Origin of the sequence: Terasakiella brassicae (genome assembly GCF_014641495.1) — a bacterium.
Lineage (GTDB): Bacteria > Pseudomonadota > Alphaproteobacteria > Rhodospirillales > Terasakiellaceae > Terasakiella > Terasakiella brassicae.
In genome coordinates, this window is sequence record NZ_BMHV01000014.1 from 1 (window position 1) to 25902 (window position 25902).

22 protein-coding genes and 1 pseudogene are annotated in these 25902 nt (G+C 43.5%); 5 read left to right on the forward strand and 18 right to left on the reverse strand.

Translation table 11 applies throughout. From position 1 onward, the window contains the following. Together IEW74_RS10580 and IEW74_RS10585 are read left to right on the forward strand one after the other, a co-directional pair. On the forward strand, positions 1–247 hold a 247-nt coding region (locus tag IEW74_RS10580), incomplete at its 5' end, for an integrase core domain-containing protein (RefSeq protein ID WP_229734317.1). A 29-nt stretch (positions 248–276) separates the two neighbouring features. After that, positions 277–888: pseudogene (locus IEW74_RS10585) on the forward strand (IS982 family transposase); the annotation flags it as partial. 2 nt (positions 889–890) lie between these two features. Here IEW74_RS10585 and IEW74_RS10590 read toward each other — a convergent pair. The 12 genes from IEW74_RS10590 to IEW74_RS10645 all read right to left on the reverse strand — a co-directional run bounded on the left by IEW74_RS10590 (position 891) and on the right by IEW74_RS10645 (position 14981). Next, the gene (locus IEW74_RS10590) at positions 891–1733 is read right to left on the reverse strand and encodes a GDP-mannose 4,6-dehydratase (protein WP_188664652.1); all 843 of its coding nucleotides are present in this window, start codon (positions 1731–1733) and stop codon (positions 891–893) included. Between the two features lie 16 nt (positions 1734–1749). Continuing rightward, positions 1750–2784 carry a GDP-mannose 4,6-dehydratase gene (gene gmd / locus IEW74_RS10595; RefSeq protein ID WP_188664654.1) on the reverse strand — a complete coding sequence of 345 codons (1035 nt, stop codon included), beginning with the start codon at positions 2782–2784 and terminating at the stop codon, positions 1750–1752. Positions 2785–2793: 9 nt separating this feature from the next. Beyond that, complete coding sequence (locus IEW74_RS10600; RefSeq protein ID WP_188664656.1) at positions 2794–3705, reverse strand: IS110 family RNA-guided transposase; 912 nt, start codon at positions 3703–3705, stop codon at positions 2794–2796. A 342-nt stretch (positions 3706–4047) separates the two neighbouring features. Beyond that, entirely contained in the window at positions 4048–5766 is a 1719-nt protein-coding gene (locus IEW74_RS10605) for a hypothetical protein (RefSeq protein WP_188664658.1), read from the reverse strand. A gap of 62 nt (positions 5767–5828) precedes the next feature. Beyond that, the gene (locus IEW74_RS10610) at positions 5829–8057 is read right to left on the reverse strand and encodes an ArnT family glycosyltransferase (protein ID WP_188664660.1); all 2229 of its coding nucleotides are present in this window, start codon (positions 8055–8057) and stop codon (positions 5829–5831) included. A gap of 21 nt (positions 8058–8078) precedes the next feature. After that, positions 8079–9092, reverse strand: coding sequence for a class II aldolase/adducin family protein (locus tag IEW74_RS10615; protein WP_188664662.1), 1014 nt, complete (start codon positions 9090–9092; stop codon positions 8079–8081). Positions 9093–9094: 2 nt separating this feature from the next. Then, the gene (locus IEW74_RS10620; protein ID WP_188664664.1) at positions 9095–9844 is read right to left on the reverse strand and encodes an HAD family hydrolase; all 750 of its coding nucleotides are present in this window, start codon (positions 9842–9844) and stop codon (positions 9095–9097) included. After that, on the reverse strand, positions 9841–11898 hold the full coding sequence (locus IEW74_RS10625) for a hypothetical protein (RefSeq protein ID WP_229734319.1): 2058 nt from the start codon (positions 11896–11898) through the stop codon (positions 9841–9843). Before IEW74_RS10625 ends, IEW74_RS10620 begins: the two co-directional genes overlap by 4 nt. 7 nt (positions 11899–11905) lie before the next feature. Beyond that, complete coding sequence (locus IEW74_RS10630) at positions 11906–12508, reverse strand: phosphatidylinositol-specific phospholipase C/glycerophosphodiester phosphodiesterase family protein (protein WP_188664667.1); 603 nt, start codon at positions 12506–12508, stop codon at positions 11906–11908. 175 nt (positions 12509–12683) lie between these two features. Continuing rightward, positions 12684–12956: a hypothetical protein gene (locus IEW74_RS17350; RefSeq protein WP_229734320.1), complete on the reverse strand. Its 273-nt coding sequence runs from the start codon at positions 12954–12956 to the stop codon at positions 12684–12686. Between the two features lie 130 nt (positions 12957–13086). Further along, positions 13087–14028: an NAD-dependent epimerase/dehydratase family protein gene (locus IEW74_RS10640; RefSeq protein WP_188664669.1), complete on the reverse strand. Its 942-nt coding sequence runs from the start codon at positions 14026–14028 to the stop codon at positions 13087–13089. Between the two features lie 14 nt (positions 14029–14042). After that, entirely contained in the window at positions 14043–14981 is a 939-nt protein-coding gene (locus IEW74_RS10645) for an NAD-dependent epimerase/dehydratase family protein (protein WP_188664671.1), read from the reverse strand. A gap of 241 nt (positions 14982–15222) precedes the next feature. Here IEW74_RS10645 and IEW74_RS10650 point away from each other — a divergent pair, with 241 nt between their 5' ends. From IEW74_RS10650 to IEW74_RS10660, 3 genes are read left to right on the forward strand one after another with little or no spacing between them, the layout of a single operon-like run. Further along, positions 15223–16182: a Gfo/Idh/MocA family oxidoreductase gene (locus IEW74_RS10650; protein ID WP_188664674.1), complete on the forward strand. Its 960-nt coding sequence runs from the start codon at positions 15223–15225 to the stop codon at positions 16180–16182. Continuing rightward, positions 16182–16763, forward strand: a complete 582-nt coding sequence (locus tag IEW74_RS10655; RefSeq protein WP_188664677.1) for an acyltransferase — start codon at positions 16182–16184, stop codon at positions 16761–16763. Before IEW74_RS10650 ends, IEW74_RS10655 begins: the two co-directional genes overlap by 1 nt. Before the next feature lie 2 nt (positions 16764–16765). Next, positions 16766–17890, forward strand: coding sequence for a DegT/DnrJ/EryC1/StrS family aminotransferase (locus IEW74_RS10660; protein WP_188664679.1), 1125 nt, complete (start codon positions 16766–16768; stop codon positions 17888–17890). A gap of 18 nt (positions 17891–17908) precedes the next feature. On the opposite strand, the gene IEW74_RS10665 is transcribed toward IEW74_RS10660, so the two are convergent. The 6 genes from IEW74_RS10665 to asnB all read right to left on the reverse strand — a co-directional run bounded on the left by IEW74_RS10665 (position 17909) and on the right by asnB (position 25794). After that, positions 17909–19123, reverse strand: a complete 1215-nt coding sequence (locus IEW74_RS10665; RefSeq protein ID WP_188664681.1) for a glycosyltransferase — start codon at positions 19121–19123, stop codon at positions 17909–17911. A 6-nt stretch (positions 19124–19129) separates the two neighbouring features. After that, positions 19130–20176 (reverse strand): non-hydrolyzing UDP-N-acetylglucosamine 2-epimerase, encoded by a 1047-nt coding sequence (gene wecB / locus IEW74_RS10670; RefSeq protein ID WP_188664683.1) that lies wholly within the window; start codon positions 20174–20176, stop codon positions 19130–19132. A 14-nt stretch (positions 20177–20190) separates the two neighbouring features. Beyond that, positions 20191–21273 carry an NAD-dependent epimerase/dehydratase family protein gene (locus tag IEW74_RS10675; protein WP_188664685.1) on the reverse strand — a complete coding sequence of 361 codons (1083 nt, stop codon included), beginning with the start codon at positions 21271–21273 and terminating at the stop codon, positions 20191–20193. A gap of 203 nt (positions 21274–21476) precedes the next feature. Beyond that, positions 21477–22955, reverse strand: a complete 1479-nt coding sequence (locus tag IEW74_RS10680) for a lipopolysaccharide biosynthesis protein (protein WP_188664687.1) — start codon at positions 22953–22955, stop codon at positions 21477–21479. A 96-nt stretch (positions 22956–23051) separates the two neighbouring features. Beyond that, positions 23052–23873, reverse strand: a complete 822-nt coding sequence (locus IEW74_RS10685) for a class I SAM-dependent methyltransferase (protein ID WP_188664689.1) — start codon at positions 23871–23873, stop codon at positions 23052–23054. Between the two features lie 4 nt (positions 23874–23877). Then, the gene (asnB, locus tag IEW74_RS10690) at positions 23878–25794 is read right to left on the reverse strand and encodes an asparagine synthase (glutamine-hydrolyzing) (protein ID WP_229734321.1); all 1917 of its coding nucleotides are present in this window, start codon (positions 25792–25794) and stop codon (positions 23878–23880) included. Between the last annotated feature and the right edge of the window lie 108 nt (positions 25795–25902).

A 25902-nucleotide genomic window follows, 5' to 3' on the forward strand; every position in this document is an offset into this window, starting at 1 on the left:
CTATAACGAAAGCTTTAACGGTAAGCTTCGCAATGAACTTTCAAACGGAGAAATATTCTATACCTTGCAGGAGGCAAAGGTTCTGATTGAACGCTGGCGACAGTTTTACAATGAAGTTCGTCCGCACAGTTCACTGGGCTACAAGCCTCCGGCACCAAAAACAATCTTGCCTCGTCCTGATGTTTTGACTTACGCTACGCTTCAGTCGCCACATCAGGACGACATTGACCGCCAGAAACTAACATAGCGGTTGGACCACCAAAGTGGGGCACGTCAGTATTTCCTGCTTTTTGTGCGTTTCTCAAATCGAAAACAGCCTTACCAACAGGACTGTATTTTGTTGATAGCACGACTTTGAGCGTGTGCCGCACTCAACGCATCAACAGTCACAAAACATTTGTCGATCTGGCCCAACGGGGAAAGTCTTCCATGGGCTGGTTTTACGGCTTCAAACTTCATCTGGTTATCAACAATCGCGGTGAGTTGATGTCATTTCACCTGACGCCGGGCAATGTCGATGATCGCAAGCCTGTTCCCGGATTATTCAAGAGCCTGAAAGGCTTAGCCGCAGGTGACAAAGGTTACATCTCCAAAAAGTTGACGCAAGATTTGTCAGAACAAGGGGTTGAATTCATTACAAAACACCGAAAGAAAATGAAACCAGCCAATCATACTTCTTTCCAGAAATGGTTCCTGTCCAAGCGGGCGATTGTCGAAGCTATTATCGGACAACTGAAAGAAATTTGCCAGATTGAACATTCAAGACACAGAAAAACAGATCATTTCTTCATCAATCTGCTTGCAGGATTGGCTGCATATGTTTTGAAACCGAGGAAACCTGCATGTTCACTGAAAGGCTTGCAGACAACATTTCTTATCCCGAATTGACGTTACGTTAGCATCCAATTCAGTGTATCTTTAAAGTTCATCAAATTTACCTGTGGCATGTAAGAAATTAGTTTTTGATTGTCTCCTAACAATTCCTTTACTTCATTTGACCTTACGAAGAGAGGATTGACGCTGACCTCAATTTGATGCTCGGTGATTTTTTCACAATAATCAATAATCTCTTTAATTGAATAAGAAACCCCACTGCAAATATTAAGGACATCACCAACTGGCGGAGCTTCCAGTAAGTGACGATAGCAACTGGAGACAAAACGTACATCAGAGAAATCTCTTTTTACATCTATATTCCCAAGGTTAAGTTTTTTTTCCTTGCGTTTAAAATGATCTACCACTTTTGGGATTAAGAAATTTATAGTTTGCCCAACACCTGTATAGTTAAATGGGCGAGTAATAAAAAGAGGTAAACGGTCTGTCCATAAACGTGCCATCATTTCCATAGATACCTTGCTAACTGCGTAATCATTGCAAGGATCAAAAGGTGCAGATTCAGATATTTTACCGCCAGATTTATTGCCATATACATTTGCGCTACTAGCAAGTAAAAAGCTTTGTATATCTGGAACGGAGGTATATACCGCAGAAAGAAGGTTTTGAGTTCCAACTAAATTAACCTGGTAAATCTCGTTTAAATTATTGTGCTGAACAAATGAAATCGCAGCTAAGTGAGCAATTGCATCTGGTTGCACCTTTAATAATTCTTCCCTTAATGCATTTTCATCCAATAAGTTGGATTGAAGTCCATATACAGTATGACCTGCGTTAATTAAATCTGCCTTTAAGTATTGTCCTGTGAAGCCAGATAGGCCAGTTACTAAAACCTTCATATTTTAAATATTTGCCTTAGAATGAACGATTGTTTTCATTGCGTCGTAGGTCTGCTTCCACCATGATGGCACATAGTTGCTCTAGGTCCATTTCCGGTTCCCAGCCTAAAATATCTTTGGCTTTTTGCGGATTTCCGATCAGCAAATCGACTTCAGCCGGACGATAGAATTTTGGGTTCACACGCAGAATGGTTTTGCCTGTTGCTATATCAACGGCAATTTCATCCTCGTTCTTGCCCCGCCACTCAATATCAATCTTTGCTGCCTTACAAGACATAGAAACAAAATCACGTACCGTTTCTGTGCGATTGGTTGCCAGCACGAATGTGTCCGGTTCATCTGCCTGTAGCATTAAATGCATACCTTTAACATAGTCTTTCGCAAAGCCCCAGTCGCGCTTAGCATCCATATTGCCCAGTTCTAGACAGTCCAGTTTTCCTAGTTTGATTTTAGCAATACCATCAGTAATTTTACGAGTCACAAACTCCAATCCTCGTAACGGAGATTCATGGTTAAAGAGAATGCCGGATGAGCCGAAAATATCATAGGACTCACGGTAGTTTATAGTCATCCAATGAGCATAAAGCTTCGCTACTCCATACGGACTTCTTGGGTAAAATGGTGTACTTTCTTGTTGAGGGATTTTTTGCACTTTACCAAACATCTCGGAAGTAGAAGCCTGATAGAAACGAATTTTAGGATTTACGATACGGATCGCTTCCAAAAGATTAAGTGGTCCAATTCCTGTGATTTGCGCTGTTGTATGCGGTTGATCAAAAGAAACCCCTACGAAGCTCTGTGCAGCCAAGTTGTACACCTCTTCAGGCTGCGTTTCTTCTAAGAGACGAATACTCGAACCCAAGTCCGTTAGATCATATTCACACAAATGGAGGTTCGGATTATTCTGAATGCCGAGGTCGCAGATACGCCAGAAGTTTGTAGATGCGGTTCTCCGGTATGTTCCATATACCTTGTAGTCCTGTTCCAATAGTAGCTCGGCAAGATAAGCACCATCCTGCCCCGTAATACCTGTAATAAGTGCTGTTTTCATTATTCCCTCCTATGATGTTTGTCCAGCGGGAACTTTATTCTCCGCCAGTGTAAAAGTTGTAAAATCCTTGAATATCCATCCGTTTTTCAAGGTATCGTAAATAATTTTCAGGAGCTTGCGGGCTGTGGCTATGATGGCTTTTCCGCTGCCTCGGCGTCCTTTTATGCGATGGTAGTAACTGTTGAGGTAACCGGAATAGCGAATGGCAATCAGAGAACATTGCACCAGTGCCGTCCTGACCAGCTTGTTGCCCCGTTTCGTAATTCGACCACGATGGTCTGTTTCGTTGGACTGACTAACCCGTGGAACGATACAAAAATAGGCAGCCAGTTTGTTCTCGTCTTCAAAGTCATTCACATTCCCGATTGCAGACAAGAAAATGGCCGCCGTACGCGAACCGATCCCTTTGATAATCAGCAAACCTTCAAACCCGTCCAAAGAAGCCGCAAATCGTTCAATTTCGACATCCGCATCTTTAATCGCTTGTGTCAGGCTGAGGGCCTGATCGCGAACAAGGGTGATTTCAATGCGTTCGACTTTTGAGAACACATCCATATTTATACGTTCCAAAGAGCGTTTCGAGGTGAATTTCTCTTTCTTGATTTTGATACCGTGACGATTGAATAAGGCATGAATTTTGTTCAAAAGACGGGTGCGTTGCTTGACCAATAAATCCCGTGTTTGCGTCAGCCCGGGATTAACCACAACGATGCGACCAACGCACGAGATGACCTCGTCGCGGAAATAGGCGGAATTGCCGGTTGCCTCAATCGCGAGTTCGTCGTCTGCCGACAGCCTGAGACAGAACCGTTCCAAATCGTTTGCACAAAGCTGGAAGGTTTCAAACTGTTCTGAACCATCTGTTTCCAGACGGCAAATGGTAAAAAAATTGGTATGAAGATCGACACCGATGTAAGCCATTGCTATACTCCCTGTGTTGGGAAGCGGAAACCCCGAAAGGCTGTGAACGGCCAAACCAAACTCCTATACGAGGTCATCGGCACAAACCGAGCCTCACGATGGTCGTTCGGTGATAGGTGCGAGTTAATCTCCTCAACAGGGTCAATCGCCCTACGTGACATATCCACCCTGAAACCTATCCGCTTCTCCCGAAAACTATACAGCAACGAGATATTTGACCGCTCACAAGTCATTCATGCCATCTCTTTATTTAACTCTAATTAATCGTAATAAAATTTTTCGTTAGCTTCATCTCAAAGCATAATAGGCAACAGATTACCCCTAATCAAACAAATGTTTTCTTCAATGGATATCCATAGGAATTCTAATTGAAGTTGATGGATCAACCATATAGAACCAAGCACATCCCTCCTGTACTGGGCTTAGAACAAGAATGTATTCACCGGCGCTTTCTGGGAATTGTATTTTCATATCCAAGCTCAGGCTATGTCCCGGAGGTAAAGTCTTTGGTAAATCCGTACGCAAGCCATCTTGAAGCACCTTATTTGTTTTCTTTTCCAACCAGTGATAGCTTAATCGCACGGTTCCTGCACCCTGATATGGGGAGAACGGCTTATCTGACAAGTTCTCAAAGACTGTATTAACTTCCAAAATATGAGCTTGTTTCAGCCATTTGAAATCAAAAGATGGTGTTAATCGTGAGGAAAAATTCGTGAGACACGCTGGTTGTTTATCAACATACTCCACTTTTTGTGGAGGTGCATAATAGCTCGTCAAGCCTAACGGTGCAATGCGGTCCCCTAGCAAATTAAAATGAAAAATAACAGTGAGAACAAGAAAAGAAATAATAAATTTCTTTAAACGAGTATTAGATAAGGCTGCCATAAAAGGAAGCAGAAAGATGAAAATATTTGCCGCTTTTAAAAAGCCTGTATGGTGAAACATCACCGTATCACCAAAACATATATACAGACCCACAATCAAGATGAAAGCAATTCCAACTCCCAGCCTCAGATCGTTTAAGTTATTGCGTTCTTTTTTTATAATCTCATTAGATACCAGAGCAAAAGAACCCTTCGCTACCAAAAAGAGCAGGAGCAGGTAGGATAGAATAGCGGCTGCCTCCTTGTGGGCAGCTTGTCCAGGTCCAACTTTGGGATGATCGCCATTGATGCCAGCCATAAGATAATCAAACGTAGCTGCCAGAGGTGCTCCTAAGATACCATGTGCTTGGGAGGACGGAGATTGATTAAAATGGGCTCTCACATAAACATGCCACGCTCCAAATAAAAGAATAGGGATCCAGTGGACATAGTTTTGCATAACTATGCGGAAAAGTTCTCTAGCAACATACACCACCTTGATTCCATTTATCTGAATCTCCCGAACCAAAATGCCCAGCAAAATTGAACAAGGAATAATCACATAGGCTTCACGGCTCAATGCTGCCAACAAAATAGTTATTCCATATGTTTTGAGCTTCCCTCGAGCCAAGCTGGTCAGTGCTAGAATCAGCAAAGCATCTGCGGCGGCATCCGGTAAACCGTTGACCAGTGTGATCTGGGTTCCCAGTCCTAGGGTCCAGAATAACGCATAATAGGGGTTTACGTTTCGCTCCGAAAAAAACAATGCAGCGGCCCCTGAGGCCAGTATGACGAGTAGTAAAGAAGTCAAGTAATAGATTGTCGGCGTCACCCAAGACTGGAAAGTGACTTTGGATACAATGTTTGCTAAAAGCGGTAAACCAATACGTTGATATCGGTATGCAATGGAGTCTATATGTCGAGGAATATCTGTAACACCGAGGAGATCATTGGAGATATAATAATAGAATTGACCATCCCAGCCCAATTCTTTTTGACCTTTCATGAAAGGCTCAATACCTCGTTCTTGCATAGATTGTGGTATGCCGTATTTTTCAGAAGTTAGGATATGATTGTTAATATCCCCTTGCAAAGGGCCATTCAGATAGATCCACATTACGGCCGAAGATGCAATTAAAGCCAGTAGCATAACTGTTGTTATGTGAATGAAGGGCTTTCTGTCTTTGCTATTTAGCATATGGGTGTTTCCCTTAGGATTTTTAATGAGTCTGACAAAAGCCTTAAAAACAGGCTATCCCCTTAATGGCTATCGTAAATTTTCCACTTCCAAGATTCTTTTAATATGGGAAAAGGCAACGGTTTAGCAGAAACCATAATGCCAGGTCGATTGTTATGTGTACTTTCAAAACTTACGCCTTTAAGGGCCCATATTTTTCCTTCAACAGGTATAACTTGTATTTCGTACTCACCTGCAGGAACATCCACTTCTGTTTCCAATGTCACATCATAAAGAGAGTGTGCATTTATTCTAAATAATTGCTTTCCATTGATACGGACATCGAACTCAGCAATCTTACTGTCGCAACTTGTAGACGCTGGGACAGTGACTGATATTTTCTTAATGGCATGTCCTGTCTTTCCTCGCAAGCTCATGGGTGTATGGCCGGCGATTTGATAGTATCCGTCAGGAAATGCTGGGGTTTTATGATGACAAGGTAACAATACCACACCCTCGGTTGATCCGAATTTTATAAGCTCTTCGGCAGAAGGTCCTCGAACAGCTGTTCCTCGGTCATAAATAATCTGAGGAATATTAGGGAGTACGGCAGATGGAGAGAACGTAAATTTAGCCGTTCCCATAAAGGCCACAGGATCATAATAGGGATACTGGCTTGGGCCTAACCAAAATTGAGCGAAAAACATAGCAGAGGCATCAAAACTTTCTTTGTCAAATCCAAAGCTAATCTTATCTTCTTTCAATGTGGTTACATATCGCAAGATATTATTTTGGTGGAAATGTACGTCTCCTAGCTTTCGTCCATATCTATGAGCATCATAACTTTGATAGAGGACAAACATAATAGGTAATAAAAACAAAATACGCGACTTATACCGGTATCCGGCGATAAACAGACATAAAGTAAATACTGGCAATAATGCTATGGCAATAATCCATTCCATCGTTGCTGGTGCTCGGCCAATTCCATGCGTCCAAGGGATATTGTCATTATGTAAGAAATAATTCATGAATGACAGCTCTGGGTTATGGACCAGGCCAAGTGGAATCAAGCCATGGAGCGGTGTATGTGATATCAAAAAGAAAACTATAATCAGGAATGATGGTAAGATCAGTTTGATAAGTAGAAATTTAAAAGGCTCTCGTGTGGCATTAGTTTGAGCTGTGTTATTAATTTTCTCGGTGTTTTTTTTACGTGCAAACACTGTATAAAGCCAGCGGAGCCCAAGAATAATTACAAACGGAGTAACTGTCGCATAGTATCGCCCGTTTGCAAGATGTGGTAACTTATAGGAAATCATGTGAACGGATGAAAGCAACACCAATCCACCTAAACTAAAGAGAAGTACCCAAAATAACCAAAATTCATGAGATTTTATTTTTTTCCAATAAACAATGAAGAAAACAGCTACAATAGGTAGCAGTCCCCATGTTGAAAAAATAAGACCGGAAACCTGATATGATAGCGCATCAGCAAAGGTGCCTATAAATTCTAGGAATGGTTTTTCGGTGATTGTCTTACTATATTCATCGAAGTGTGACTGGTAGCCCACAACATTACCTTCGGGCTTTAGTGCATTCCGAATAACCAAAGGAGAGATAAATATAGCAATACCAAGGAGGTAAGCAAAGGCTCCCCAAACCCGATGCTTATGCGTTTTATAGGAAACTATCCCCCATAATAATGCACTTAACGTTGCAGCAATACCAAGCCCAAGGCCATATTGCTTCGCCACATATGACAGGCCGAAAAACATACCTGCGACCAATGCAAACACGAGATGCGCAGTTTTAAAATATTTGAGTGTAAAAAGTACCCCAGCTGCAATAAGTGGGAACATCAGCGGGTCGCCCCATATGATATGGGTAAAGACGCCACTGGGCAAAAGTACACTTAATATCGCAATAATACGACACCCATTTTTGGGGAAATCCAATTCTTTTGCAAAGAAATATACTGGTACAGCGGCCAAAGCAAAACTAATTGCAGATAGTAAACGGGCCCATAAATAGACCCCTTCCATCCCAAAAAGATGAAAGGCTGGAGCAATCAATAAAGGATAAAGTGGGTTATATTGGGTATCTGGGTCAAATCGCCCATAAAGCGCAAAATTCCTAGCAATTTGCATGTATGTGGACTCATCACCAAAAATAAAAGGCCCAATAGTTGTGGCTCCAGCTAAATAAATAATTGAGCTAAGGATAACAATGCAAATGGCACTTAGCAGATATTTTCTATAATAAATCTTTGGAAATCTAATTTTAGGCAATTTGGTACTTGAGAGAAACATAACGGACACCGGGAAAATAAACTATTTAGAAATGGATGATCGATATTTTTCGGCATCCCAATTGAGCAATTCTCCAATATTTTCTATTGATAGAGGGGAAATATGCTTTGATAAATCAAGCCGAACACAAACAGATATATAACAAATGAGCATATCAATTTTATTTTGAGGGAGCTTGTCTTTAATCAGCAGACCGTAATTTTCTACGATTGCATAATCACCCAAATTTCCCTCATGCTCAAACGCTTTTTTACAGTCGTCTTGATTGAGAAATAAGCGGGCCTTCTCTCCTAAAAAAACGACATGGTCAGGATAAAGCGCCCAATATTTTTTTGCAATTTCAATACGTTTTTCATCATGCACAAAGGCCATAGCAATTGGATTATCAAGGAGGTGATATCCTGAAAAATTATGTTTGTTCTCTTGTATAGAGCGAGCATTTAACAAATCTGCAGATATATCGCGGGACAATTCCTTGGTTAGAAATTCGTTCAAAGCTATTAGTTTATCAAGTTTGTTTGCTGAAATCACAACGCCATGATTTTCCAAAAAAACAACGGTGATGTTTTTTTGGGGTTGCTGATGAATAGCTTTGTAAATGGCTTTGCCTAAATCTGGGCCTGGCTTTCTATAAGGAACATAAGTCCATGCTACCTTATCCCCTAAGCGAGTGGCAATGTCTGCTTTGCCTTCTTTTGTTACTAAGTAAGCAAGGGCTTGCACAGGATGAGTATGCAATACATACTTTTGCGGCATTACGGCATGTAAAATAGTCTCTATAGAGGGGCGTAGTTCTGTTTTTTTCAAAATGACAGGCTTAATTTCAAAATTTCCTGTCTCAATATGTGAGGTCAGTTCCGCTAGGTCGATGGGCAGGAATATCTCTTCCTTGGTCGCATCCGCCAACCATTTTCCAGATGCTTTCACCCAAAGAGTGTCACCCTCTTTCCAAGACGCATTACCACCTGCTCCTTGAATGTGCAAAGGATCATGACCTACTGTTGCGCAGTATTCTTTATATTCCGCTTGCACCATATTTAGTTTCCACTCAGCACATTGATCAGTTTGCGTAAATCAGAAAAATTTGAGAAAGTACAGTCGGCTTCGCAGTCACCAGTACCTATTTCAACTCCCTTATGAATTTTCTGCAGTGTTGTTGCCTTGATAGCCTCACGCGCACCTTTTATATCATTGACAGGGTTATCTCCAATCATCCAAATATTACTTCCCTTTGGTTTCGTCTTTTCCAGTGCAATTTGAAAGGATGCAGAATCTGGTTTGTCTGAGCCTGATTCTTCGCTAGTCACGATATAATCAAAATAATGGTCCAGACCGAAATAGACAATCTTTCTGAATTGAATTTGAGCAGTTAAATCGGTGACAATAACGGAAGGAATACCAAGAAGACGGATGTCATCTAGTAATTCCTTCACATCATCAAAAAGCTCAGCCTTACTCAGGAAAGTACGCCAATAGGTTTGCTCAAAATCTAACGCGAGCAGAACCTGAGATCCCAAGCCAATGTATTCCAACATTTTTTGCATATAAAGCAATCGACTGTGGGAACTAGCAGTATTTCTGAGCTTGGACTTGACATCCTTTCGCGCTTTCGAAAAGGCTGAGTTAAATTCATCATTGCTGATTGAAAATGTCCGGGCTGCTTTTTCTCGAACGGCATCCATACCTGCTTTATGTGCGGGCTCATACGGATAAAGCGTATTATCTGTATCAAACAGGATCGCATCAGGACGTTGGGTAAACTTTGTTTCATTAATAAAATTAATCATGCTAATCGCTTATTTAGAGCCTGGTTCATGTGAGAAAGAACAATAAGTTGCATTAAACCAGGAATACCATTTTCCCAAGATGGAAAGCTATCCAAAAATTCGCCCATATCAGGGAAAGGTGTATTAGCCGATAAACGCATATCTTCGGCCTCAACCTCTCCCTCAATAAGCATTTCGATTTCGTCTGATGTTTCGTTGTGATGTAGATCTACATGTAAGCCGCAAATTCCAACCAAAACACGGATCAAAGAATCTTCGTTAAAGCCATTTCGGGATAAGACTTTCAGCTTCAGCCGCAGGTTTGGTTGAGGTTCAGCCAAATCCTTGGGTAAATGATGAACAGGAAGCAAAGCTAATACAAGGTCCGCATATTTACGCTGAGGGCGAACAAATTTTACGGCATCCATTTCTCGTTTTTCGAGCGAAGATAGGACGCGCTCAATAGGATGGCCGCGCTTGTTCACATCACGTTGAATCTTAAAGTATTTTCGAAGTGTTTCATCAATATCAAGATAAATACTAAGATCATATCGTTGCCTTAGCATGGGAAGATGCAACGCGTGTAAACCACTCGCCAGGATGAAATCGTTACTTTTTTTAGATTCCGGGCGTGTCATTTTACCAACAGAATGATCATAGCGGCGTGACTGAATAGCGCGTCCATTGGCTAACATGCCAAGATCTTTAGCGTATCGTTCTAGGTCATTGGCTCGTGGGTTCAGGTGTGTCATTACCTGCCACATAGGTTTGTGTCGATCCCATAAATGATAATCATCACCTGAAACATGAACAGTTGATTCTTTCCCCAATAATCCTTCAATAGAACTTGCCAGTGTATCTTTACCGGCTCCGGAATCTCCTGAAATTCCCATGATGAAAGGTTTTCGGCTTAATCTAAAATAGTCATTAGAACGGATGGCTTCACGCCATATTCGAACGATCAAAATTATCCCAATTACAAATAATGCGGTATGAAGAAGAGCCACATGATGCCCATTAACGAGGGAAGTAATGTTCCCATAAACTTGGATCAATTCGTCTCCACCAATATGGTAGAAAGGAGATGGTACAATCATCAGGCTGGATAAAACATAAAGTCCAGTAAAAATCAGAACGAGCATCGTTGCTACTCTATCGCTTAAGTTCTGATACCAGACAAGTAATGGTACTATCCACATGAACCAACCTGGTGAGGCTGGTGTTAATAGCACGATGGAGAAAAAGGCAATCCCCAGCAAGGCAAAAAACAAATCAAAGCTGATACGTCGAATACGCCAAGTCCCATAAACTACAAGTAAGTAAATTACAGGTAAAATATAAATTTGAACATCCTGATTGATACTGACGGATAAGTGGTAAACTTTATACATTTCTGCATTGCTCAAAAGCATGTTCAAGCCGTAATCAGACAGAAGAAATGGCAAGCCCAATACAAAAAATGCCCCTACTCCTCCTAAGAGGAATTGAAAAATTTTTTCTTTCAATGATTTACCGCAATATAAATATAAGATGAAAAATGGGAATGCTACAATCATGCTCAACTTTGCGGAGATCGCAAAACCACAGACAAAGCCTGCTTCAACTAATCTAAATTGTTGGCAAAGCAGCATAGCAAAAACAATAAAGAAAACGGGGATTAAATCGTTAAACCCAGACCAATAGGTGGAAAAAATTGTAATCGGTGATAACCAATAGAATAACAATACCGGCTTTACGGCACTTTTCATCAATTTCTTCAGGACAACAAGAAGGCATAGGTCAAAGATCAGCAATGTAAAACCATATGCATAACTGATGTCAACAGGGATAATCTTGGACAATAGCGTCATGGGTAGAAAAACTAACCACATAGCATATCCATAAGGAAATGCATTGACATCTCCTTTTGCAGCTATATGAGATCCCCAAGGGTCTAAATCAAAGTTTGCGATCGATGTGCTTAGGAACGGTTCATACCAAATATGGACAGATTGGGGCAAAAATAAAAAAAGAAGTGCAATTTTGATGATGCCCCCAACAATAAACAATGGGCTTGAAAATAGATTATTATTCAATGTGTTATCACCCTTTATCCAAAGCAGCCCATAAATCCGGTCTCTTTGTGCAGACGGCATCGACTAAAGTTTTGTGTTTTCCTAATGTGGTAAATAATTGCAGAATTCCATCTTCGGCATTGTACCCCTGAAGCTCAGGTGAGACCAAGCAGAGCTTAAAGCCAGCTTCTTTCAATGCTACAATTTCATCCGGGGTTAACGGGAATTTAGTAAAACAGTCCACCCAAACCCACTCGACTTTACCTGCTAACGCCATGGCTGTTTCAATGGTTTCAAATTCAGAAACCCTTACCGCGCATCTTTTTTCATCCATCTGCGCCCATTTTACCAAAAAAGGAAATGATTGATCTAAAAAGAAGAAGTTGGTGATGTTGTGCAAAGACATTATGTCCAAAAGTTTTTGTTCTAAACCTTCTTCTTTTACGTTTAAAATAAGTGTACCGTGTTTGTAGGCGCTAATCCAATCTTCAAAGAACTCACCTTCGCAAAAAGGGTCGTGGTGAATGATAAGCTTGCCTCTATCACTTCTGATGTCAACTTCAACGCCAAAACAGGTTGGAGATTTTTTTAGTTGGGCAACAGTATTCAAGCGATGAGCAATATATTCCATAAGCTTCCCCTCAAGCTCGCCGAAGTTGATGTGCAACAATAGAGCTTAGCGACAAGTAAAACAAGCACCTTATAGTGATTGGAATCTTCTGCATTTTATATTTTCTACTGTCCAGATGTGAATTATACCAAAATGTGGTTGTTCTGACTCTTGGGGGATTCCCAAAAGGGTCAAATTATGATTCAACATAGGAAACGAACAGGAGTTTTCTATGAGTGCCCCCAATTCCATTACGAGCAGACTTCACTGCGAATGATTTACGGGTCCAGCGGAGACACGCGGCAATCAAGTAGAGAATATCGCTAATGGCCATGCCAAGGCTGAGCATAAAGCACGCACGGCTCCCGTCCATCATGGCACGGGCGAGAATGGCAAAGACGCCGGGGCCCGGGGTGATGCCAAAAATAAAAATGGCAAGAAAGAAGGTAAGGGCGCTTTCCGGTGTCATCGTAATTTTCCACTGCCTGTGTAAAGGAAAAATATAGTTGAAAATAAACGCAAAGGGAAAGGATAAAAGAGGATGTGCCTTTTGAATCTGGCGCACCCTTTATGGGGTGGATTTTGAATAGTTAAGACGTTTAATCTTTATTTTTTTGTGCGATTTTGAGATGGGAATAGGTTTGTTCAACGCCGTGTTCCTTGAACCACTGGATTTGCTTGACCATTCCTTCTTTCAAAGCTGTGGTTGCTTTCCAGCCAAAGGCTTTTTCTGTTTCACTTGGGTCCAGTAGAATACGGGCAACATCGTCATCTTCAGGTGGGCGGACTTCAACCGGTTCATCCAGTTCGATGCCGAGGTTTTCGACAATTGAATCAAAAATTTCCTTGATTGTAACATCTGAACCGCTGGAGACATTGTAGGTGCCGGTCGGTGCATCGTCTTGCATGATCCGGTCAAACAAGTCGAGGAAGTCTTCCATTTCGATAAAATCGCGCTGGGTATCGACGACAAAACATTTTTTGCCTTCACACAGGCGCTGGTAAAATGTCGGAATAGGCCCGTTGAAATGTCGCGGTCCATAAACGCTGGACAGGCGCAAGGAAACGTAAGGTAGCTCGCTCATTTCAATATATTGTTCGCCGGCTGTTTTGCTGATGGCATAGCTGGTAAACGGGGCAACCGGATGATTGATCGGCACCGGGCGAACGTCGGTCCGACCATAACAGAGAACCGTTTGGAAATTGATGAAACGTTTGACGTTATGACGCTTGGCAGCTTTGGCAACATAAATCGTGCCCAACACATTTGTTGCCGCATCCTCGGCCCAATTATCAAGGTCTTTATAGGCGGCGGCAGAATGTACGACATGCGTCGGTTTAAACGTATCGAAACAATCGTCAACCAAGGCCTGATCGGCAATGGTGCCTTCGATTTCTTTCAGGTTATCATGCGGGGCAAGGGCACCGCGTTGACCTGTTGCGAAATTGTCGATGGATAAAACGCTATGACCTGCGGCCAAAAGACGTTCTGCGATATTGGCACCCAGACAACCGGAACCACCGGTAATTAAAACACGCATTGTGATAGGCCCTCTTAATCTTCTTTGTTGATTTTCAGGTGCGTATAGCCACCATGCACACCGTGCTTGTCATAATATGCAACAATGTCGTGGATGGCTTGTTCCATCGGGGTAAATTCAATTTCACCGAAATCGGCAAAGGTACGGCTGGGGTCCAGCAGGATGGAGGCTGCATCGTCTGCCCCTAATTCCTTGATTTCAGGTGCGGGGATCGGGTCCAGTTTCATCGCGCCAGCAACAAGGTCGTAGAAATCCTTGATCGCCCAGTCTGAACCGGAAGAGAAATGATAAATGCCATTGCCTTCACCATCGACTGCACGCACAACCAGTTTGGCAAGGTCGGGTGTATAGATGAAGTCGCGCCGTGCTTTGGTCGCAAAACATTGTTTGCCCTCTTTGAGGCGCTGATAAAAAATCGGCAGCGGCCCACTGACGGTACGTGGGCCAATGACGTTCGCGAGACGGAAGGTTACGTAATCAATACCGCTGAGGCGCAATACTTCTTCAACCGATGTTTTGGTAATGGCGTAAGAACTGTTGTCCGGGTTAATCGGATGGTTCAAGGTGATGGGATGTTCCGTTGGGTGAATGCCATAACACAGCGCGGTTTGGAAGTAGATCGTGCGTTTTACATTGTGTTTTTGGCAGGCTTGAATAACATTTACACCGCCGACAGAGTTGACCATTGTATCTGTGACCCAATCGTCCGGGTCTTTATAAGATGCTGCACAATGGACAACGGCTTCGGGTTGGAAATCTGTCATTAATTTATTGAGCAATTCCGCATCAACAATAGAGCCTTCCACAAAGGTCAGGTTTTCGTGATCTTGAATATGGTGTTTTTTACCCGTTGAAAAATCGTCCAAAACCAGAACCTGATCGCCGCGTGCGAGCAGTAAGTCTGCGATTGTCGAACCGATGTTACCAGCGCCGCCTGTAATGAAAACTTTCACGTCATTGCCTCTTGAAATTAGCCGATTGGGGAATTTTCCATTAAAATAGAAGAACGCCTCTAAATGTCCACCGTAACTTTAGTGTTTGGCAAAATTTTATGGTGTCCAAATGATAAGTTGTGATGAAAGATGAAAAAGCTTGTCATATCTATAGTATTTCGCTACTCCATTTTGTCTGGGTGAGTTCTTGGTTCAGCTCGCTTTTTAAGATTTATGCAAACTCGAAAACACGCTGGTTCACATGACATCTGTACAGAAAACACCTCGCTTTGCCCTGATCGGAGCCGCCGGATATATCGCACCGCGCCATATGCGCGCCATTAATGAGATTGGTGGTGATCTTGTAACGGCTTACGATGTTAACGATTCTGTCGGAATTATCGACAGTCATTTTCCGGACGCCCGTTTTTTTGTAGAGTTTGAGCGTTTCGATCGCCATATCGATAAATTGCATCGCCGTGGGGACCAGATTGATTATGTCGGTATCTGTTCTCCTAATTATCTTCACGATGCGCACAGCCGCTTTGCCATGCGTTGTGGGGCCGATGCGATTTGTGAAAAACCGTTGGTCCTGAACCCGTGGAACATCGATGGTTTGGCCGAAATGGAACGTGAAACAGGCAAACGTGTTTATTCCATTTTGCAATTGCGTTTACATCCTGCAATCATTGCGCTGAAGCAAAAAGTCGATGCGGAACCTGACAAGATACATGATGTGGATCTCAGCTACATTACATCCCGGGGGCAGTGGTATCACACGTCCTGGAAAGGGGATGTCAGCAAGTCAGGCGGTATCGCGACCAATATCGGGGTACACTTCTTTGATATGCTGGGTCATTTATTTGGCAAAAACATACAAAGTGTGGTGCACTTGCGCGATGACAACCGGGCGGCGGGCTATCTGGAATTTGAACGTGCGCGTGTGCGCTGGTTCCTGTCTGTTGATCGCAACGATTTACCGGAACAGGTGAAGGGAAAACAGCCAACGTATCGTTCCATTACCATTGATGGCGATGAAATTGAATTTTCAGGCGGTTTTACCGATTTACACACACAGAGCTATCAACAAATACTGGCTGGCAATGGGTTTGGTCTGGATGACGCCCGTCCATCCATTGAAATGGTTTCTGCCATCCGTAATGCCGATATCAAACCAAGCAGTGGTGAACAACATAGCTTTACGCAGGATTATTTAAAATAATGACTGAGCAAGCACGTTTTCCGGGCGTTTTTATCCATGAAAGTTCCTATGTCGATGATCCGTGTGAAATCGGCGAAGGGACGAAAATTTGGCATTTCAGCCATATTCTGGGCCGTGTGAAAATCGGTACAGGCTGTAATTTTGGTCAGAATGTCGTTGTTGGGCCGGATGTCACCATCGGCAATAAATGCAAGGTGCAAAACAACGTCAGTATCTATGCCGGTGTCACATTGGAAGACGGTGTGTTTTGTGGTCCGTCCTGTGTCTTTACCAATGTAAACAATCCCCGGGCCGAGATCGAACGCAAATCGGAATATCGCAAAACAGTTGTTAAACGAGGTGCAACGATCGGTGCGAATGCGACGATTGTCTGTGGACATGACTTAGGCGAATATTGCTTTATTGCAGCCGGTGCTGTTGTGTCCAAAGATGTGGCCCCTTATGCCTTGATGGCAGGTGTTCCTGCAAAACAGATCGGTTGGATGAGTAAGGCAGGTGCACGTTTGGGTGAAGATTTGATCTGTCCAATTGAAGGGACGCAATATCGCGAAACAGCCCTCGGTGTCCTTGAGGAAGTATAACGATGAGCCATCCCTCTACCCCCTTTATTGACCTAAAGGCGCAGCGTGATCGTATTCGCGATAAAATTGATGCGGCAATTGCCAAGGTTATTGATCATGGGGTCTTTATTATGGGGCCGGAGGTTGGCGAATTTGAAAGCAAATTGGCCAAATTCACCGGGGCTGAGCATGTCTTGTCCTGTGCCAATGGAACTGATGCGTTACAGCTTGTTTTAATGGCGGAAGGGATTGGCCCGGGGGATGCGGTCTTTGTGCCTGCAATGACATTTGTGGCAACGGCAGAAGTTGTCCCCTTGTTGGGCGCAACACCATTTTTTGTGGATGTTCTGCCGGATACGTTCAATATGGATCCAAACAGCCTGAAACAGGCGGTCTTGGATGCCCGTGCGCAAGGTTTAACGCCGAAAATTGTGATCCCTGTTGATTTGTTTGGACAACCGGCGGATTACGATCAAATCAATCCCATTGCAGCCGAAAATGATATGGTTGTTGTGGCTGATTCGGCTCAAGGGTTGGGCGGTTCTCTAAACGGTGTGCGCGCCGGCAAACTTGCGACATGGACCACGACCAGCTTTTTCCCTGCCAAGCCGTTGGGATGCTACGGTGATGGTGGTGCGGTTATGACGGATGATCCTGAACGAGCCGCATTGATTAAAAGTCTGCGCGTTCATGGCAAAGGCGGGGATAAATACGACAACGTACGTGTGGGCGTAAATAGTCGACTGGATACCTTACAAGCCGCCATATTGATTGAAAAACTCGCTATTTTTGAAGATGAACTTGAAGCGCGCGATCGTATCGCCCAGCGATATAGTGAAAAGCTGAATGCCTATATTCAAACGCCGCGCGTGATGCAAAAAGCAACCTCTTCGTGGGCGCAGTACACGTTGGTGTCTGAGGGGCGTGATCAATTGCAAACGTCGTTAAAGGAAGAAGGCATCCCTTCAGTTTTCTATTATCCAATTGCGTTGAACCAACAGACAGGATACGCCGCTTATCCTTGTTGTCAGAAAGGGGTTGCAGTCTCCGAAAAACTGGCAAAATCGGTGATCAGTCTTCCCATGCATCCTTATCTGGAAGAAGATGCACAAGACATGATTATCGAGGCTGTGATCAAATCACTGTAACGCACAAACCAACATCCTTTAAGATATCGCTTTATAAATATAATCCATACGTTTGGTATAGGTGTGCTCTGCCATTGTGAAGTCGTATGTGCGCTCAGCCAGTTGTGTACGAAACGTCATGTCTGCAAGCTTATCAACGGCTTCTTGTGCGTTAGACAAATCTTCCTTTAAAGGGATGTAATGTTCATCAGCGATGAAGATATCGTTATAACGACCTTCCATCATAATTTGGCAAGTCTGCGTGCCCACTGCATCGAAATGACGTGAAGAAACACATTTCCCGCTGATTTTCGGGGGGAAGGGTCTGTTCTTGAAAAAACGTTCATAGACTTCGACAAAATCTTCATCCTGCCCGATCAAGGCTTCGTGGCGAATGATGCCTTTACTCAGGATTTTAATCAGCCATTGGCGGACACCCCACGGCAATTTATGGACGAGGCGACGCAAAGGGGATTCCGATGCAATTGTCATGCTTGCCCCGCCGCTTTTGGCTTTGATCCAGTCTTTTATGGCGTTCATTGTGGCATCGTCTTTATCGATCCAATGACCGCCAGCCTCATTGCTGACTGTGGCTTTACAGCCATTTAAAAAGGCGGCCCACCCTTCACGGTCCAATCGGCTGGAGGTGCTGATGTCGGTGACTAAAGGCGGGGAAAAGGCATTGGCTTCGAACAAGTCAATCAGGCGGTTACGGTCTTCATCCCCGATAAATGTTGCCGGATATCGAAAAGACCGCATACCAATGTCGATTGTTCGATCTTTTTGCGCAATAACAGGTTTAAAGGCATCGGGGTTTAAGGCATGGGGCACTGCCAATATCTTGGCCCCGGTATCGCTGTACAGATATTGTCCGGTTTCCAGTAACAATTGAGTGGCGATAAAATCGGCACCGGCATCTTTTAAATATTGAATTTTGGGAACCATTGGGGCCCCGGGTAGACTGATTTCATTGCCGACAAAAGACAAAAGCTTGCCTTTGCGTTTTTGCAATGCAGGCAATATTTCACGTGCGTAAATCAAATTATCGGCATTTACAGAATGCAAAAGAACAATCAGGTCATATTCACCAATTGTTTGAATAAGGTCTTTTTTCGATTCATTTACGGCGATATTGAAGGATCGTGCGTGAAAATATGGTGCGTTGCTGAAGGCATCAAGCCAATCGTCATAGTAGGAAGCACGGCTACCATAGGCAGAATAGACAATTGCAGTGTTTAGATCCGATGAACGCATATTCTTTTATCCCAAGTAGTCCTGTATCGCCTGTAAGATGACATGGGAGGCACGACCATCACCATATTCGTCTATATCTTTGCGTTCTTTATAATCACAAACTTTCCATAAGCGGTTCCAACCACATTCGATTGTTTCCACCCATTCGGTTTCATCGCGCAAGGTGACACACGGTTTTTTGTGGAAATAGGCTTCTTTTTGTAAACCACCTGAATCCGTATAAACCGCTTTGGAGGCACTGAGTAATTTTGCCATATCCAAATAACCGACCGGATCACATAAGGTCAATCCATCAAAGTTCAGGCCAAAACGTTCTGCCGCGCCCCGTGTTCTGGGGTGTAAGGGCAGGACGACAGGGCATTCCTTTGCCTTATCTTTCAACCAATTGAGAACACGTGTCAGGTTTTCGCATGTGTCTGTGTTTTCTGCACGGTGTAGCGTGGAAACCGCATATCCACCTTCGCGCAGGCCCAGCTTTTCCAATATGGAAGAAGATTCTTGTGCTTTTTGGGTGGCAAAGTTGGTGGCATCGAACATGACATCACCCACCTTGAAGACGCCTTGGGTAATCCCTTCGGCGTTCAGATTGTCTACAGCAGATTGGGTTGGGCAGAACAGCAAGGTGCTGACATGGTCCGCCATAACGCGGTTGATTTCTTCGGGCATCGCACGATTGAAGGAACGTAAGCCTGCTTCGATATGAGCCACCGGGATGAGCAATTTGACCGCAGCCAAGGCGCCTGCCAGCGTGGAGTTGGTATCTCCGTAGATCAAAACCATATCGGGTTTTTCATCCAGCATGACGCGTTCGAGTTTTTCCAGCATACGGCCTGTCATTTCACCATGTCCACCGCCATTGACGTTCAGGCTGTGCACCGGTTTTGGGATGTCAAGTTCGTCAAAAAAGATATCGGACATATCCGCATCGAAATGTTGCCCGGTATGAACCATGATTTCCGTCATATCCGGGAAATCCAGAAAAGCGCGACTGACGGCGGCAGCCTTAATGAATTGAGGACGCGCCCCAACGATGGTGAGGATTTTTTTGCTCATAGTTTTCGTTGTCCTTAGCGCGGGCCATCGTTGTTTAAACGTTCCATGAAGTAATCGTGTTGTGACATGCAACGTTCAATATTGGCACGGTTTTCTTTTGTCCAGTCAATGGTTTTTTCCAAACCTTCGCGCAGAGAAACCTGGGCGACAAAGCCGATGGTATTTTTGGATTTTTCAGTAGACCCAAAACGGCAGCCGGAACGATCCCACGGGCGCGGCGGTTGAATGATCATTTCTGTTGTGTTGCCGGTAATGTCGTTAATGGTTTCTGCCAGTTCTTTGATCGTGGTTTCTACACCGGATGCCAGATTGTAAATCTCGCCCGCATCCCCGTTTTTCGCACAACACATTAAGCCGTGTGCCATATCTTCTACGAAAATAAAATCGCGGCTGACCTGACCGCCATTATCTAAGCCCAAGGCTTCGTTATTTAGAGATTTCCAGACAAACGTCGGGGTCACATTGCGCCAAACAGTATGGCGTGTGCCACGCCAACGTCCTGCACCCAGCATTTCGCGCGGGCCGAAAACATTTTGGAAACGGGCTTTTACAAAAGGCAGACCGTGTTGCAGGTGGTAATAGTTGCCATACAATTCTCCAACCAGTTTGGAGATAGAATAGGGGCTGTCATGGACCAGAGAAACAGGGGCATCTTCGGCTGTTGCGCGCGCTTCGTCGTATGTTTTTTCAGCAACGGCGCATCCGGCAGCAGCGTAAACGACTTTCTTAATAGATTTGATGTCCTTCAAACGGTCAAAAAGCTTCAAGGTTGTCAGCGTGTTATTTTCGTGATCCGCCAGTGGATCGTGAATGGAGGATTGGTTGCCATGATAACAGGACAGATGCCAGACATAATCCAGATCATGCGGCAAGCCTTCCAAAATAGCATCGTCGGTAATGGAACCGTAAACGAAGGTTACGCGCGCATCCGTTGGAACATTTGAAATATCGGATGACAGCAGATTGTCAACGATAATGACTTCTTTTGGATCTTGTTCCAATAATTTCAAAACAAGGTTGGAACCAACAAATCCGGCCCCGCCGACAACTAATAATTTTTTACCGGAAAATTCAGAAAAATCGTTTTCGATAGTCATATTATGATCCAATGATTTCACGCAATAAACAGGACACGCATGTGTTTTGTAAAGACAAGGACTTTTACAGCTTTTCTGTATCTGTGCCAATGATTGTTGTGAGGCCTTGAGAATATTTAATGTTCAAATCGAATGGGAGCTGGGGACTTGGATGCCGAGTAACTAAAAGCCGATTACGATACTTATAAACCTGACAAGACAGTTTATTTTGTTTCGGAGGCTGCAGGTTGTTTTCTGCGTATGTATTGTTTAATGAGCAGTTTATTTTCAGTGTTGAGGATTACAAACCAAGATAGAACAGCCAAGAAAACAAAGCAAAATATACCAAAGCCAAAGCTGGCCCATATTCCGTTATCCTGTTCGAATAAACGATAGGACTGGATGGCTATTCCGGTAAAAACAAAAGATACAGCAAGCCTTCTCCAGTCATAGGCACATACATTTTCTTGCTGGCTTGCGTTATATGAGATTTGTATCAGGATTAAAAATATCCCCCCCGCAATTGATCCATATGCGGCTCCTTCCGGGCCGAATATGGGAACAAAAAACCAACTGCTTAAACTTATGCAGACAGCGCCTGAACCTTGAAAAAGAGAAATGAGGGAGACGCGTTTATTGAAATAGAGCACGGGTTGAAGGACAATCCAAAAGGCAAACAAGGCTTGTGCTAAAGCGATCAAACCGACGACACGATAAGCGTCAAAAAATTGAGGTTCCATCAACAAATAAACGGTCGGACGTGCAAAAACGAAGGCTAAAAGAACCAGCCCTCCCAATGCGCACAGGTAAAAAACAGCAATTTGAGAAAACTTGTCTGTAGCCTCTTTTTGTTGTTTTTGAAAAGATTGAAAATATGGAACCCATGCAGTGCCAAATGCACTGACAAATAAATTCATAACCATTCCAAGGCTGAACCCTAGGCTATAAAGGCCTAACGCTTCCAGGTTTGATAACTCCTTAAGAAAGTAATGACCGCTATATTGCATAAAGTATGTCAGGCTTACACTGGGCCACAACGGTAAGCTAAACCGGATAATCTGAAGAATATAAGGGAAAGTCCCCAAGGATATTGTTCGTGTTTTCCCCAAAATAAAGGCCGCAAGAATAAGCTGACCTGCACCATTTATCAATTGTCCGACACACCATCCTAAAATGCCGAAATCAAAATATGCAATTAAAATCAGCATAATCGGGACACCGATTATAGGAAGGGCAACGGCAACGAAAAAATAGGAAATCGCCTGTTTGTCAAACTGGAGCCTCAAGAGCATCGGTTCTGAGATGAGTTGAAGCGCAACAGCAACGGATTGCAGGATAATTAAATGATGAAAATCCGCATTATCCAGAAAACGTTCTGCAAGTGAAGTGGCAAATTGTGTAGACAGAAGAACCAATAAAACACCGCCACATGCGGCAAAGGTTACCGCCGAACCGATGACTTTTGCACGTTGTTGGGGGGTGTCTTTATCGAAATAAACAATGCCGAGAGATGAAAAAATCCCTAGTCCGAAGATTGTTCTTAGGACAACACCGATCACTGTCAAGGAGGCAATGCGACCAAAATCTTCTGCAATAAGAAAAGAAGAAAGAACAGGCAGGGCCAACAACCATAATAAGCGATTAACACCAATTCCTAATCCAAAGATAAAGACTTGGGACATAAAGGAATATGATTTGGACATTGAAAGTCTTTCTCAGGCGCAACTTATAAAGATAATTGTTTATCGATGATGGGGGATTAAAATTTATTGTCAATCGTTCTCATAAGGGAGTGATGCTTACTCAGGTTTGCGTGCGTCAATATAAAGGTTCCACCCCATCAGGCGAGCAAAAATGCTATTGTTGCAGCTTGGCAATATGGGTGTCAGGATTTTCGCCAGTGGCGGGATCAACAGTAATTGTTTCCACGAGAGTTGGTTGAGCCGAAATTTATGATTTTCAAAGGCAGACAAAAGTTCTTTCGCTTCCTTTTTGGAATAAACCAGTGCCAGCGGGCAATCATCCCCGTCATTCATGTTCAGGGCTTCTTGTTGGCTTTTTCCACGATAATTGGGATGGAAGAGACGTTTCAGCCTCATAATCACAACCGTTTTCCAGCTATAGCGATAATAAAGCATCAAGATGATTTGACCGCCGGGTTTTAAGACGCGGTAGATTTCCTTGATCATCGGGCGTGGGTCTTCAATGTGGTGTAAAACCCCCATGGAACACACAATATCAAAGTGATTGTCGGGAAAAGGTAATGTGTCGCCGTCCGTTGTTTGAAAATGCCCTTGAAGCCCGGATAATTCAAAGCGTTTGCGAGACAAATTGACAGCGGTATCGGTGATATCCACGCCTTCAACCGTTGCACCGTGCATAGCATAACGCGATAAAACATAACCATTACCGCAACCGATATCTAAAACGGTTTTACCGGATGAACTTGTGTATCCGTGAATTAAATCCGAATAGGCATAGGGTTCACAGTCATCCGCTTCACGAATACTGTCAAAACGGGCATAAAATTCCGGTGAACCCGGCTCAAATTCAATACCTTCGGCGGCAACGGGGTTCTCGTTCCAGAATTCACTGACTTTTTTATTGGAAACTTTTGACATATCGTTATTCACTTAACAGTTTTCGGTAGCTATCCGCTTTGTCGTGGAATTGTTGATACCACAGTTCCAAGCTAAACAGGCCCCACGTTTTACGGGAAAATTGCCCCACATTATCAAAATTTTTCAGGACCGCATCATAGTTAACGAAGTCTCGGTTTGTTGCTTTGTGGCTTCTGAAAATATCTTGAACCATATCATGCAAATCACCAGCAAACCATTCCCGTAAAGGCACGGGGAAACCCATCTTATCGCGACGTTCCAGCAGGCTGGTTGGCAGGACATCTTTATAAGTTTGTTTCAGCATATGTTTCATATTGCCCTTTTCAAACTTAACATCAGCCGGAACCGTGGCTGCAAATTCGATCAGGGGGTGATCCAGAAAGGGAACCCGGCTTTCCAACCCATGCGCCATGCTCATTCGGTCTTCAACGTGCAAAAGGGCCGGCAGGAGGCACTTAAAATCAAAATGCGTCATGCTGTCAAAATAGGCTTCTTTGCGTACGTTGCGTGTGTTGTTGAAAATCGATTGGAAACTTTCGAATACTTTTGCGATATTCAAGTTTTCCCATTCCACTTCATTTTCCATATCGTTGGATCTATTGACCAAACGGAAATAGCGTTCATCAATATTATCGAATAAACCTTCGCGGAAGAATTCTTTGATCAGGGGTTTGTATTCGCGCAAGACACCCAGGTTGGGAATGATGGATTCCGGTGTCACAACAAAATTGCCGTTTTTGTACGTGCCATCAATGGCAGCCTTAATGCATTGTTCGAAATAAGCAACAACATAACGGGCATAACCGCCAAAAATCTCATCACCGCCTTGTCCGCCAAGAACGACCTTCACATGCTCGCTCGCGAGTTTTGAGACCATATACTGTGGAAAGGCACCGGGTCCTGCAATGGGGACATCAAGGTGATAAATAACCTTTTCAATATTATCGCGAAAGTCATCAGCGGTGATGTCAATTTGATGCAATGTGTTGTCACATTTATCGGCCACATCCTGTGCAAAATGACTTTCATCATATCCGGGAAATTGCGTGAACTTACCATGAAAGGCGAGGCTGTTTGCCGGGTCGAAGTCTTTTGCAAGCAGTGAAATCAAACTTGAGTCAATGCCGCCGGAGAGATAGCTGCCAATAGGAACATCCGCGCGTAAATGTACATTGATTGAATCGGAGACAAGTTCGCGTAATTTGTTGTTGAAGTAGGTCGGGCTATGTTCATAGTCGATTTCATAATAAACATCCCAATAGCGCCATGTGCGAACACCACCATTTTCAACAATCAATGCATGACCGGGCATGAGCTGTTTGACACCTTCGAACAGGGTTTGTTCGCTGATGGTATATTGGAAAGTTAGATATTCTGAAAACGCATCTGCATTTGTTTTGACTTCGGGCAAGAAGGGAATGAGTGCCTTAATTTCAGAAGCAAAATATAAAGTCCCGTCAACCTCAGCGTAATAAAAGGGTTTAATGCCGAAACGGTCACGTGCGCAAAAGAGACGGTTTTCTTTTTGATCCCAAAGGGCAAACGAAAACATACCGCGTAATTCATTGACACTATCCATGCCGTATTTGTCATAGGCGGCAAGAATACTTTCTGTATCGGAATGACTGGTAAACGTCCAGCTATCACTTAATTTCTTTTGCAATTCGCGATAGTTATAAATTTCGCCATTAAAGGTCAGTGCGGTTCCATTTTGCGCCAACATCGGTTGCGCACCGTGAGTGGTCAGGTCGATAATGGAGAGACGGCGATGGGCTAAACCAACCGATTGGTCCTCGTTTCCCCAACGGCCTTTTCCATCCGGACCACGGTGATGGATCAGTTGGCTCATAACGTCCAGTCGACGATTTAAGTTTTGGACCGGTTCGTTATTTAGGTTGATCGCTCCAGCAATGCCGCACACAATATCATTCCTTGCTGCTAGGTTTGTCATTGTTTGATGGTATTCGCCAGCCTGCAGGGATCGGCATTGCGAAAACAATACATAATTGACTGTGTTATAGTTACATTT